At 68.7% G+C, this 12,748-nt stretch carries 12 protein-coding genes; 9 read left to right on the forward strand and 3 right to left on the reverse strand.

The genetic code is table 11. From position 1 onward, the window contains the following. The first annotated feature begins 1 nt into the window (after position 1). The 9 genes from modA (at position 2) to AC5I49_RS17590 (ending at position 9,978) form a co-directional block, all read left to right on the forward strand. Positions 2 to 763, forward strand: a complete 762-nt coding sequence (gene modA, locus AC5I49_RS17550; protein ID WP_338498170.1) for a molybdate ABC transporter substrate-binding protein — start codon at positions 2 to 4, stop codon at positions 761 to 763. A 90-nt stretch (positions 764 to 853) separates the two neighbouring features. Further along, on the forward strand, positions 854 to 1,534 hold the full coding sequence (gene modB, locus AC5I49_RS17555) for a molybdate ABC transporter permease subunit (RefSeq protein ID WP_016453156.1): 681 nt from the start codon (positions 854 to 856) through the stop codon (positions 1,532 to 1,534). Next, a complete protein-coding gene (modC, locus tag AC5I49_RS17560) occupies positions 1,531 to 2,661 on the forward strand; it encodes a molybdenum ABC transporter ATP-binding protein (RefSeq protein WP_043790419.1) in 1,131 nt (376 codons plus the stop codon). The genes modB and modC overlap by 4 nt, the downstream gene beginning before the upstream one ends. 52 nt (positions 2,662 to 2,713) lie before the next feature. Then, complete coding sequence (gene fdhD / locus AC5I49_RS17565; protein ID WP_133072299.1) at positions 2,714 to 3,634, forward strand: formate dehydrogenase accessory sulfurtransferase FdhD; 921 nt, start codon at positions 2,714 to 2,716, stop codon at positions 3,632 to 3,634. 73 nt (positions 3,635 to 3,707) lie between these two features. Further along, a complete protein-coding gene (locus AC5I49_RS17570) occupies positions 3,708 to 4,109 on the forward strand; it encodes a hypothetical protein (RefSeq protein WP_016447986.1) in 402 nt (133 codons plus the stop codon). A 156-nt stretch (positions 4,110 to 4,265) separates the two neighbouring features. Then, a complete protein-coding gene (gene miaB / locus AC5I49_RS17575) occupies positions 4,266 to 5,594 on the forward strand; it encodes a tRNA (N6-isopentenyl adenosine(37)-C2)-methylthiotransferase MiaB (RefSeq protein WP_016447987.1) in 1,329 nt (442 codons plus the stop codon). Between the two features lie 210 nt (positions 5,595 to 5,804). Next, a complete protein-coding gene (locus tag AC5I49_RS17580) occupies positions 5,805 to 8,093 on the forward strand; it encodes a hypothetical protein (protein WP_495789667.1) in 2,289 nt (762 codons plus the stop codon). Continuing rightward, complete coding sequence (locus AC5I49_RS17585) at positions 8,090 to 9,307, forward strand: hypothetical protein (protein ID WP_495789668.1); 1,218 nt, start codon at positions 8,090 to 8,092, stop codon at positions 9,305 to 9,307. The genes AC5I49_RS17580 and AC5I49_RS17585 overlap by 4 nt, the downstream gene beginning before the upstream one ends. After that, on the forward strand, positions 9,304 to 9,978 hold the full coding sequence (locus AC5I49_RS17590) for a DUF1266 domain-containing protein (protein WP_016453151.1): 675 nt from the start codon (positions 9,304 to 9,306) through the stop codon (positions 9,976 to 9,978). The genes AC5I49_RS17585 and AC5I49_RS17590 overlap by 4 nt, the downstream gene beginning before the upstream one ends. 22 nt (positions 9,979 to 10,000) lie before the next feature. On the opposite strand, the gene AC5I49_RS17595 is transcribed toward AC5I49_RS17590, so the two are convergent. From AC5I49_RS17595 to ffh, 3 genes are all read right to left on the reverse strand, one after another. Next, complete coding sequence (locus AC5I49_RS17595; RefSeq protein ID WP_016447991.1) at positions 10,001 to 10,396, reverse strand: helix-turn-helix domain-containing protein; 396 nt, start codon at positions 10,394 to 10,396, stop codon at positions 10,001 to 10,003. An 86-nt stretch (positions 10,397 to 10,482) separates the two neighbouring features. Then, entirely contained in the window at positions 10,483 to 11,037 is a 555-nt protein-coding gene (locus tag AC5I49_RS17600; RefSeq protein ID WP_016447992.1) for a C40 family peptidase, read from the reverse strand. A gap of 93 nt (positions 11,038 to 11,130) precedes the next feature. After that, positions 11,131 to 12,525 (reverse strand): signal recognition particle protein, encoded by a 1,395-nt coding sequence (ffh, locus tag AC5I49_RS17605; RefSeq protein WP_016447993.1) that lies wholly within the window; start codon positions 12,523 to 12,525, stop codon positions 11,131 to 11,133. Positions 12,526 to 12,748: the final 223 nt, after the last annotated feature.

Genomic DNA, 12,748 nt, shown 5'->3' on the forward strand with positions numbered 1-12,748 from the left:
CATGAACGTGAACCAGCCCCTGCGTGCCACCGCCTTTGCCGCCCTTGCCCTGTTGGGCGGTGTCGCTGCGCAGGCTGCCGAAGTGTCGGTGGCCGTTGCCGCCAACTTCACGGCGCCCATGCAGAAGATCGCCGCCGAGTTCGAGAAGGACACCGGGCACAAGGCCCTGCTGTCCTTCGGCGCCACGGGCAAGTTCTATGCGCAGATCGTCAACGGCGCGCCCTTCCAGATCCTGCTGGCCGCCGACGACACCACGCCCGGAAAGATCGTCAAGGAAGGCCGTGGCCTGCCCGACTCGCGCTTCACCTACGCCATCGGCCAGCTCGTGCTGTGGAGCCCCAAGCCCGGCTATGTGGACGACAAGGGCGAGGTCCTCAAGACCGGCGACTACAGGCACATCGCCGTGGCCAACCCCAAGCTCGCGCCCTACGGCACGGCCGCCATGGAAGTGCTGGACAAGCTGGGCATCACGGCCCAGGTGCAGCCGCGCATCGTCATGGGCGAGAACATCGCCCAGACCTACCAGTTCGCGGCCACGGGCAATGCCCAGCTGGGCTTCGTGGCCCTGTCGCAGGTGATGGAAAACGGCAAGCTGCGCGAAGGCTCGGCCTGGCAGGTGCCCGCCGCCATGCACGAGCCCATCCGCCAGGACGCCATCGTGCTCAACAGCGGCAAGGACAACGAAGCCGCCACCGAGCTGATGAAGTACCTGCGTGCTGATAAAGCGCGTGCCATCATTCGCTCCTACGGCTACGGGCTCTAGGCTCCCCCTGAGGCGCTGACGCGCCTTCCCCCCTCCCGCTGCGCGGTAGGGGGACGACACCAGCGCTGCGAACCACTGAATTCTTCCAGCATGATTCTTACCGCCGACGACTACGCCGCCATACGTCTGACGCTGAAACTTGCCAGCGTGACCACGGTGCTGCTGCTGGCGCTGTGCACGCCGCTGGCCTGGTGGCTGGCCCATACGCGCTCGCGCTGGCGCGGCCCGATTGGCGCCGTGGTGGCGCTGCCCCTGGTGCTGCCACCCACGGTGATCGGCTTCTACCTGCTGGTGACCATGGGGCCCAATGGCCCCGTGGGCCAGTTGACGCAGGCGCTGGGGCTGGGCACCCTGCCCTTCACCTTTGCAGGCCTGGTCATCGGGTCCCTGGTGTATTCCCTGCCGTTCACGGTGCAGCCGCTGCAGCGCGCCTTCGAGTCGCTGGGCACGCGCCCCATGGAGGCCGCGGCCAGCCTGGGCGCGGGGCCGCTGGACCGCTTCTTCACCGTGGCGCTGCCGTTGGCGCGGCCGGGCTTCATCACCGCAGCCGTGCTGACCTTCGCGCACACCGTGGGCGAGTTCGGCGTGGTGCTGATGCTGGGCGGCAATATCCCCGGCGTGACGCGCGTGGTCTCGGTGCAGATCTACGACCACGTGGAGGCCATGGAGTACGCCCACGCCCACTGGCTGGCCGGCGGCATGGTGGTGTTCTCCTTCCTGGTGCTGCTGGCCCTGCACCTGTTGCAGCCGCGCGAGGAGCGCCGCGCATGATGACTGACTTCTCTCCCGTTGCTTCGGCCGGCGCCCCGCCCGCCGCGAGCCCTTCGCAAATCCTTGCTGCGCTGGCGCTGGAACGTGCCGACTTCCGCCTCGATGTGCTGCTGCAGCTGCCCGGGCGCGGCGTCACCGCCCTGTTCGGCCCCTCGGGCTGCGGCAAGACCACCTGCCTGCGCGCGCTGGCAGGGCTGGAGCGCGCACGGGGCCGTGTCGCCGTCAATGGCGAGGTCTGGCAGGACGATGCGGCCAGCCAGTGGCTGCCCACGCACCGCCGCGCCCTGGGCTATGTGTTCCAGGAAGCCAGCCTGTTCCCGCACCTGAGCGTGCAGCGCAATATCGACTACGGCATGCGGCGCACGCCCGCCGAGCGGCGCAAGGTGTCCCAGGAGCAGGCCGTGTCCCTGCTGGGCATAGGCCATTTGATGGACCGCATGCCCTCCACCCTGTCGGGCGGCGAGCGCCAGCGCGTGGCCATTGCGCGCGCCCTGGCCACCAGCCCCCGCGTGCTGCTCATGGACGAACCGCTGGCCGCGCTGGACGCCCAGCGCAAGGCCGAGGTCCTGCCCTACCTGGACCAGCTGCGCCGTGAACTCGACATTCCCGTGGTCTATGTCAGCCACTCCATCGACGAGGTAGCGCGCCTGGCCCAGCACCTGGTGCTGCTCAAGGCAGGCGGCATCGTCGCGGCCGGCGCCACCAGCGAACTGCTGGCACGGCTGGACCTGCCGCTGAGCATGGGCGACACGGCAGCGGCCATGCTCAGTGCGCAGATCCGGCAGCACGATCCGGATGCCCACCTGAGCACGCTGTCCTTCGACGGCGGGCGCCTTCGCCTTGTCATGGCCCGCCCGCGCCCCATCGGCGAGAGCGTGCAGCTGCGCGTGCAGGCGCGCGATGTGAGCCTGAGCCTGCAGCACCCGCAAGACAGCAGCATCCTCAACATCCTGGCGGCCACCGTGCAGGATCTGCGCGAGGACGGCCCGGGCCAGGTCATGGTCTCGCTGCAGCTGGGCCCGTCCCGCCTGCTGGCGCGCATCACCCTGCATTCCGCCCGGCAGCTGGGCATTGCGCCGGGCATGCATGTCTTCGCCCAGATCAAGGGCATGGCATTGCTGGACTGAAGCTGCGCGGCGGCACCGATATCATGCGCAGGCCGCCTGCGCGGCCCACGCCATGAACGCCACCACCGAACACGCTCCCGCACCCGCCCCGGACTCGGGCCCGGCAGATGCTGCCTGCGCCACCGCGCCCGCCATTGCCGCACTGCGCACGCATGCGGTGGTGCGCCACCGGATCGCCGATGGCGGCGCCGTCAGCATCCAGGCCGAGCCGCAGGTGCTGGCCAGCGAAGTCCCCATCGCCCTGGTGTTCAATGGCATCTCTCACGCCGTGATGATGGGCACGCCCTCGGACCTGGAAGACTTTGCGCTGGGCTTTGCGCTTACCGAAGGCATTCTGGACAACGCTGCCGACTGCTACGGCATCGAGGTGCGCACCGTGGCTGCACAGGCCGCAGGCCTGCCGGCCGGCATGGACGGCATCGAGGTGCAGCTGGACGTGGCTTCGCGCTGCTTCGCCCGCCTCAAGGACCGGCGCCGCAGCATGAGCGGGCGCACGGGCTGCGGTGTCTGCGGCGTGGACAGCTTCGCGGCGCTGGACCTGTCCTTCGACCCGCTGCCCGCGCACGACTGGATCGCCCGTGTCGATGCCACCACGGTGTGCGCTGCCATCGATGCCCTGCCGCCGCTGCAGCGGCTCAACGCCGAAGCCGGCGCCGTGCATGCCGCAGGCTGGGCAGGGCTGGACGGGCAACTGACGGATGTGCTCGAGGACGTGGGCCGCCACAACGCGCTGGACAAGCTGGTCGGCCGCCTCTCGCGCACCGGCCGCCTGGGCGAGGCCGGTTTTGTCGTGCTCTCCAGCCGGGGCAGCCATGAGCTGGTGCGCAAATGCGCCAAGGTCGGCATCGCCGCCCTGGCCACCATCTCCGCCCCCACGGCCATGGGCGTGCAGATGGCCGAGCTGACCGGCCTGCGCTTCTGGGGCCTGTGCCGGCCGCCCAAGGCCGTGCTGTATGCGCCGGGCCGCGCCTGACCCAATGCCCGAGTGCCGCGCCCGCGCAGCGGCAAGTTCGTAGAATCGCGAGTTCAGCCCCTGGATGTACACCATGAACCGCTGCAAGCCCCATTTCTCCGCCGTCCGCCGCCTGTGCGCCGGCGCCCTGCTCGCCGGCCTGGCCTGCGCCAGCCTGGGCGCGGCCGCGCAGGGCCTGCCCTCCAACGAGACACGCAATTTCCCGCCGCAGGCCCAGTTCGGCGAGCTGGTCGTGACCGCGCAGTTTCCCGTGGTCGAAATCGACGGCAAGACCATTCGCACCAGCCCGGGCTTTCGCCTGTTCAGCCCCGAGCGCACGCTGGTGCAGGCCATCAACTACCAGGGCAGCAAGCTCGTGGTGGGCTATGTGATCGAGCCGCAGACGCAGTGGCTGCACCAGGCCTGGATCCTGACCAAGGCCGAGGCCGACAAGCACTACAAGCCCAAGTCGATGCTGCACCGCTTCTTCAACTGAGGCCGGCGCACACCGCACGCGCACGATGGATGCGGCCCGCAGCTTGCGGGGCGCAGCGGCTCGGGCCAGGGAGCACAGCGCCCGCCCTGGCCCGGCCATCTTCTTTTTTTGCGGACCGCCGCTTGCAGTGCGGCGGCTGCCTGACGGAACCCCACCATGTCCAAGAAAGTCTTTATCAAAACCTTCGGCTGCCAGATGAACGAGTACGACTCGGACAAGATGGCCGATGTGCTGGGCGCAGCCCAGGGCTACGAGTCCACCGACGACCCGGAGCAGGCCGACCTGATCCTGTTCAACACCTGCTCGGTGCGCGAGAAGGCACAGGAGAAGGTGTTCAGCGACCTGGGCCGCTACAAGCACCTGAAGGAACGCGGCGTGCTCATCGGCGTGGGCGGCTGCGTGGCCAGCCAGGAGGGCGAGGAAATCATCAAGCGCGCGCCCTATGTGGACGTGGTCTTCGGCCCGCAGACCCTGCACCGCCTGCCCGAGCTGCTCAATGCACGCGCCGCCAGGCACAAGCCCCAGGTCGATATCAGCTTTCCCGAGATCGAGAAATTCGACCACCTGCCACCGGCGCGCGTGGAAGGCTCCTCGGCCTTTGTCTCCATCATGGAAGGCTGCTCCAAGTACTGCAGCTACTGCGTCGTGCCCTATACGCGCGGCGAGGAAGTCAGCCGCCCGTTCGAGGACGTGCTGGTCGAGGTCGCGGGCCTGGCCGACCAGGGCGTGAAGGAGGTCACGCTGCTGGGCCAGAACGTCAACGCCTACCTGGGCAAGATGGGTGACACGGCCGAGATCGCCGACTTTGCCCTGCTGCTGGAATACGTGTCCGAGATCCCCGGCATCGAGCGCATCCGCTACACCACCAGCCATCCCAACGAATTCACGCCGCGCCTGATCGAGGCCTACGCTCGGCTGCCCAAGCTGGTCAGCCACCTGCACCTGCCCGTGCAGCACGGCAGCGACAAGATACTCATGGCCATGAAGCGCGGCTACACGGCCATGGAATACAAGAGCACCATCCGCAAGCTGCGTGCCATCCGGCCCGAGATGGCCATGAGCAGCGACTTCATCGTGGGCTTCCCCGGCGAGACCGAGGAAGACTTCCAGAAGATGATGAAGCTCATCCACGACGTGCGCTTCGACAACAGCTTCAGCTTCATCTTCAGCCCCCGCCCCGGCACGCCGGCCGCCAACCTGCACGACGACACGCCCCACGAGGTCAAGCTGCGCCGCCTGCAGGAGCTGCAGGCCGTGATCAACAACAACATCAAGGACATCAGCGACGAGCGCGTGGGCACGGTGCAGCGCCTGCTGGTGGAAGGACTGTCCAAGCGCGATGGCAGCGAACTCATGGGCCGCACCGAGTGCAACCGCGTGGTCAACTTCCCGGGCAACGAACGCCTGATCGGCCAGATGATCGATGTGAAGATCACCGAGGCACGCACCTTCACGCTGCGCGGCGAGGTCGTGGTGCGCCACTGATCCCAACCCGATCCCTGCGGCCCCGGTGGCCCAGCGACCTCTTGCGTAACGAAAGCCCGGCAATGCCGGGCTTTTTGCATGTAACAGGACGTGAAAACAGCCCGGCCACACTGGCCTGGCGCGGGCCGGCCCGCTAGCATCGCGGGTTGCCGCCTTGAGGTCTGTCGGCCTGCATGGCTTTTCCAGCTTCGCTTGCTTGCTATCGATTCCATGAACACCTCCCAGCCCGCCAACGCCCAGGCCATCCTTGAGGGCGAAGCCCTGCATGCCTTCATGGACCAGGCGCACGACCTGCTGCAACAGGAAGATGAAACCAGCCCCATCGCCCCGGCCGAACGCCAGGCGGCCGTCATGGAGCTGCTCTCGCAGCAGCGCTTCGCGCCGGCCACGGTGAGCGAGCTGGAGCGTCTGCACGATCTCTGGCTCGACCTGGAACGGCCCGAGACCGCCAACGCCCTGCTGCGCGAGCACCGCGATGCCACGCTGCAGCACCTGCAGGGTGACAACCACCTGCTGGCCACGGCCAGCCTGGCGCTCAGCGACATCCAGAGCCGGCTGCGCTTTGACCGCGAAGGCGGCGTGGCCCTGCTCGCGCATGCCGCCGATCTCATGGGCCGGCTGCCGCACACCGGCGAGCCCTATCGCTACTGGAATGGCTGGCACTACCTGGCCCGCGAGGCCCAGGCCTGGGAACTGGCCGAGCAAGGCGTGGACCTGCAGCGCAACCACGAGCGCAGCGACCCCGACGGCGAGGCATCCCCCGCGCGCCGCGACGCGCGTGCCAGCCTGCGCAAGGCCGAGCTGGCCCGCCTGCGCGGCGACGTGCCGGCCACCGTGCGCCATGTGCAGGCCGCCACGGCGCAGTTGGCCCTGGCAGACGCCGACCAGAACGTGGACTTCGACGACTGGCTGCACCTTGCGCGCGAAGTGCTGCCGCTGGCCCCGCAAAGCGTTCCGGCCGTGCTGATGGCGGCGCAGCAGCACCTGGCCCGCACGGAAAGCCCCGCCGCATCGCAGGCGGTGCGCGCGCACCGCAAGGTCCATGAGGCACGGCTGCAGGCCATGGCCTGCCATGCCATGGGCCAGCCAGAGGCCGCGCTGCAGCTGGCCGAGCTGGGCCGCTTCGGCCTGGTGGACGACTCCGACGACGCCTTCAGCGGCCTGGTGCTGCAATGGCTGCAAGAGGCGGGCCGCCTGGCCGATGCGGCGGACTTGGCGCTGGAGAGCGTGCTGCACAGCCGCCCCGGATCGGCCCGCCAGGGCTATGAGCTGGCACTGCGCATGGTGGACAGCGACACCGCCCACGCCCCCGCCTGGGCGCTGATCCTGGCCTGGGCCGGCCTGGACTCCGACATGCAGGAGATCCTGGAAGACAGCCCGGCTGCTGCGCGCAGCGCCGACGACTACCTGGCCCTGGCGCGTGCCCAGGCGCCCGGCCATCCGCTGCTGGACATGATCGACGGCTGGCGCCTGGCCAGGAACCACCAATGGGAACAGGCCCTGCCGCTGCTCGAGCGCGGCGTGGGCGAGCAGCCCCGGCACGCCAACTCCGAGCTGCTGCCCATGCTCTGGGCCGCGCGCTTCGCCGTGCTGCCCGCCGCGCAGGCGCTGCAGCGCCCCTTTGCGCAGGGCCATGGCGCCCACTGGTGCTATGCAGCGGGCGTGACCCTGGACGACGAGGACGACCTGGCCGCCCTCATGGGCGAAGGCCGTCAGGTGCCGGACGACGAGGTGCGCGAGCCGCTGGTGCAGCGCTACTACGAAGAGGGCCTGGCCCGCTTCGAAGCCTTCTGGGCCAGCGGCCAGGGCAGGTACAAGGACGCGCACCTGCACGTCTACTCCATGCTCTGCAACAACCTTGCCATCAAGTACCGCTCGCAGCAGCGCTATGAAGAGGCTGCAGCCCTGCACCACAAGGGACTGTCCAGCAGCCCCTTCGCCGAGCACCATGACGGCCTGCTGTGGTGTGCCATCCGCCGTGACGACCGACCCGGCATCGTCACGGCGGCCGAGCAGCTGTGGCACTTCACCCAGGACTACGGCTACAGCCGCCACTGCCCCACCGACTACTTCCCCAGCGTGGCGCTGGCGCTCTACCAGCTCGGCCGCGCGGGCGAGATCGGCATCTGGCTGGAACGCCTGGACCAGTGGTTCGAGGAACTGGACGCAGACGAGCAGCGCGAACAGCGGCGCGACTACCTGGCGGCCCTGATGTCCCTGCTCGACTTCTTCTCCGAAAGCCATGGCGACGTGGTGCGCCCCCGCCTGGAGGCCCTGCTGCCCGAAGTGCGCGCCCTGGGCGAGTGCTACACGCTGCGCCGCCTGGCCTGCGCCATGGAAAGCTGCGGCCCCATCGATCAGGCCGTGGCCCTGCACCGCGAGGCCATCGCCAAGCTCACCCCCGATGACAGCGAGGCCGAGCACAAGATGGCCAGGGACGGCCTCCAGCGCTGCCTCAAGCTGCACTCGGACAGCAAGCCCTGGTGGAAGCTGTGGTGAACCCGGGAGCCGCCACGGCAGCCAGCGCCTACCGCCCGCGCGACGTGGTCAATGCGCCGGACATCAAGCAGCGCATCCGCGAGCGCAGCGCGGCGCGCGGCGACAGTCAGGAGATCGCGGCCTGGCTGGCCAACCACTTCTACCGCCACGTGATCGGCAACCTCGACGCCGATCCGCCGGCCGTTCAGCCCATCTCCACGCAGGCCGAACTGCTGCGCCTGCACCGGCGCACCGAGCCTGCCGCCTGGGCGCTGGAGCGCCTGCGCGCGCATGCGGCCCGCCAGCCACCGCCACATGAAAGCCCTGCGGCCGGCGCCAGCGCACCGCTGTGGTGGGTGGAGCCTGACAGCGCCCCGCTGCTGGCGCTGGAAAGCCGGCTGCTGGAGTTCCTGTCCACCCGGCGCGGCACGGCGCTTGAGGGCAAGCTGCAGCGCATCAACTGCCCGCAGGCCCTGGCGCGCTGGACGCTGGAGCACCTGGCCTTCGCCAGAAAAAGCGAAAGCGGCTGGGCCGAGCACCGGCCCGGCGCCGTGCGTCCGCTGCTGCGGGGCCAGCTGGGTGTCTTCGTCGAATTCGATGCCCAAAGCCCGGACCTGCGCGCCGAAATGGCCTATGAAAGCCAGATGATGCGGCACTGCCTGGGCCAGTTCAGCGCGCGCGGCGCGCTGCGCGGCGGCTACGGCGAGCACTACGCCGAAGCCTGCGAGCAGGGCCGGCTGCGCCTGTTCAGCTACCGCACGGGCACGGCCCAGCCGCGCATCACCGTCAGCGCCCAGGTGCTTGACGGCGGGCGGCTGTGCATCGACCAGATCAAGGGCAAGCAGAACCGCCCGCCGATTGCGCGCTACCTGGCCGACGTGCTGGCCCTGCTCAACCACCTCGATGCCGATGGCGAGGCGCCAGCGGATGCCCTTGCCATGGGCATCGTGCGCCGTCCGGCGCATCTGCTGGCCTCGGGCCACACCGGCGCCTGGTGCGCGGCCAGCGAGCTGCACACCGAAGCCGAGCAATTGTGGCTGCTCCAGGCCCACCCGGCGCTGCTGGAGCAGCTGGATATCCGGTCGCCCCTGATGCAATGGCTGGTCGCGGCACGCCGCGACACCGTGCCCGTGCCCGCCTTCGAGCGCATGCCGCGCAGCGCGGCCCTGCAGCAGTCGCTGGAGCTGGCGCGGCGCCGGGCAGGATCGCCGGGCAGGACAGGAAATCCGCGATGAACGCCTTCACTCTTGTTGTGCTGTCTGCATTGGTCTGGTGGGCAGTGCGCGCCGGCCTGCGCCGCAGGCGTGCGGCGCGCCAGCGCGGCGACTTCAGCAGCTACCGCAGCGGCGATGCGGCGCTGGACTGGGCCCTGGCCCTGGCCCATCCCATGGCCTTTCACGCCATCCAGGGCGGCTTTGCAGACCGGCAGCTCCATGGTGCCGACGACGCCCTGACCACCCAGCTGCGCCCCATGGTGCTGCACCACCTGGGCCTGCGCACCGACCTGGACGATGCCCAGATCGCACGCCAGTTGCCCGACGGCCTGCGCCAGCGCTGGTTCACGCTGGACCTGCAGCGCCTGCAGGCCGGTGACGATCCCCATGCCGCCATGGCCTTTGCCTGCGCGCGCGTGGCCTTCCACGTGCGATGTGCCTGGCTGCTGGGCTGGCTGGACGAGGCCCTGCACCAGCAGATCCTTCACCTGAACGCATGCCGCGCGCGGGATTGCTTTGACAGCTGGCAGGCCTTCGGCCAGGCCTATGCGCGGGGCCGCAGCCAATGGCTGGCCCGTGGCCGGGCCGACGTGCTGGGCCGCAGCGTGACGCCCGAGGAGGTGCAGCAATGGGTGGCCGATCCGCGCCATCCCTGGCATGCCATGCCCTGGCAGCCGCAGGCGGTGCGGTGACGGCTGCCCGGTAGCCCGGCCCTCAGCCTTCGCCGTGCACCTTGGCGAAGGTCAGGATCACCTCCCGCACCACCTGGCGTTGCGGCGCGGGCAGCCTCAGAAAGGCGTCGAAGGTTTCGCGTTCAAGATAGCCCACGCCCGGTTCCTGGCATTCGTGCTGAGGCGGCAGTGACCGCTGGGCAGGGTCGCCAAAGCGCAGCACTTCGGGCTCGATCCTGAGCAGCTCCGCCAGCAGCACCAGCTTGTCCTGCTCGGGCACGGCCTCGCCGTTGAGCCAGCGCGCAACCGCCTGGAACGAAATCGGCCGACCCCAGTAACTGGAATTGAACAGATTCAGCAGCACGCTGGGCCGCGGCTCCAGACCCGCAGCCTCGATGGCCTGGCGCAGGCGCTGTGCGAATTCGAGCTTGTTATCCATTCCGAAACCCTGGATTTCTATGGAGCTCTCATTGGACCATCGATTCAAGAGCCGGCGCCAAGCCCGGCGCCTTGCCTGGCAGGCGCTCAGGCGAAGATGCTGCGCGCTTCGGTGAAGCGCCTGGCGAAATAGGGATTGTCCATGCGCACGCGCTGCACCGTGCCGCCGCTGGACGGCGCATGCACGAACTGGCCGTTGCCCACAAAGATGCCCATGTGCGAATAGCGCGAGCCCAGGGTGTTGAAGAACACGAAGTCGCCGCGCTGCAGGCTGCGGCTGCCCACGGGATTGCTGAACTGCGCCCACTGGGCCGTGGTGCGCGGCAGGCGGCTTTCGGTAATGCCGCCCACGGCCCACTGGATCAGGCCGCTGCAGTCGAAACCGCCGTCGGGCGAATTGCCGCCGTAGGTATACGGCGTGTTGACCACGAGCATGGTGCGCGCCAGCAGGGCCTCGCGCAACTCGCCATCCAGGTTCAGGGCCTGCGGCGAAGGAGCAGGCCCGGGACCCGCGCCCTTGCGGGGAGCAGACGAGCAGCCGGCCAGCAGCGCAGCCGCCGCCAGCAGGCCCCAGTCACGGCGAGACAGCCGCGATGCAGTCACGCGGGAAGCCGCAAGGGAAGTCGAAACGCCAGCCTTCATGGCGCCGCATGTTCTCACAAAGCCCCGCAGCGGCCAAAGAAAAGCCGCAGGCTGTGCTGCGGCTTGACTGTCCATCGGCGGGGCCCGGCCCGCTCAGAACGGCAGCTTGGGCATGCCGCCGCCACCGCCCATCATTCCCTTCATGGCCTTCATGCCGCCCATGCGCTTCATCATCTTCATGAGGCCGCCGCCCTTCATCTTCTTCATCATCTCCTGCATCTGCTCGAACTCCTTGAGCAGGCGGTTGACTTCCTGGACCTGCACGCCCGCGCCGTCGGCAATGCGCTTCTTGCGCGTGGCCTTGATGATCTCGGGCTTCTTGCGCTCCTTGGCGGTCATCGAACAGATGATGCCTTCCTTGCGGCGGATCTCGCGCTCGGCCTTGTCCATGTCCACCTGGCCGGCCTTGGCGGTGAGCTGTGCCGGCAGCTTGTCCATGAGGTTGGACAGGCCGCCCATCTGCTTCATCTGCTGGATCTGGGCCAGGAAGTCGTTGAGGTCGAAGCCGTCACCGCTCTTGACCTTCTCGGCCAGCTTCTGGGCTGCCTCCATGTCCACGCCCTTGGTGACCTGCTCGACCAGGGCCACGATGTCGCCCATGCCCAGCACGCGCTGCGCGTGGCGGTCGGCGTCGAAGACTTCCAGGCCGTCGATCTTCTCGGACACGCCGGCGAACTTGATGGGCGCGCCCGTGATCTGGCGCACCGACAGCGCCGCGCCGCCGCGCGAGTCACCATCGAGCTTGGTGAGCACGATGCCGGTCAGGGGCAGGGCCTCCTTGAAGGCCTTGGCCGTGTTGATCGCATCCTGGCCCTGCATGGCATCGACGACGAACAGGGTCTCGACCGGCTTGAGCGTGGCGTGCAGATCCTTGATCTCAGCCATCAGCAGCTCGTCGATGGCCAGGCGGCCGGCCGTATCGACCAGCAGCACGTCAAAGAAGTGGCGCTTGGCGTAGTCCAGCGCGGCCACGGCAATGTCGTGGGGCTTCTGGTCTGGCGTGGAGGGGAACCACTCGGCGCCAGCCTGGCCGGTCACGGTCTTGAGCTGCTCGATGGCGGCCGGGCGGTACACGTCGCCCGACACGGTCAGCACCTTTTTCTTGCGCTTTTCAATCAAGTGCTTGGCCAGCTTGGCCGTGGTCGTGGTCTTGCCGGCGCCCTGCAGGCCGGCCATGAGGATGACGGCAGGCGGCTGGGCGTTGAGATTGATGTCGGCCACGCCCTCGCCCATGGTGGCGGCCAGTTCCTTGTTGACGATGGACACCAGCAGCTGGCCGGGCTGCAGGGAGCCCAGCACCTCCTGGCCCAGCGCCTTTTCCTTGACGCGCGCAACGAAGTCGCGCACCACGGGCAGGGCCACGTCGGCCTCGAGCAGGGCCATGCGCACTTCGCGCAGCATGTCCTGTACGTTGGATTCGGTGATGCGGGCCTGGCCGCGCATCTCCTTGACGAGTCGCGAAAGTTTGTCGGTCAGAGCGGAGGCCATAAGCGGGGAGGAACTGGAGTCGTCGGAAAGGAAAAGGTGTGCTGCAGCGAGCCAGCCGGGGCCAGGTTGCCGAATGGGGCCAGGCGGGGCCGGGTCGCGGCACGGACCCTGCAGATCCCGACGATTCTACCCGCTGCCCCTGCAGGGGTAAGTACCGGCCTTCCCTGCCGCGCAGCGGGCACCGGCCGGCAGTAACATCCACACTGTTTCCATAGATTATGGC

The organism is Delftia sp. (assembly GCF_059499305.1).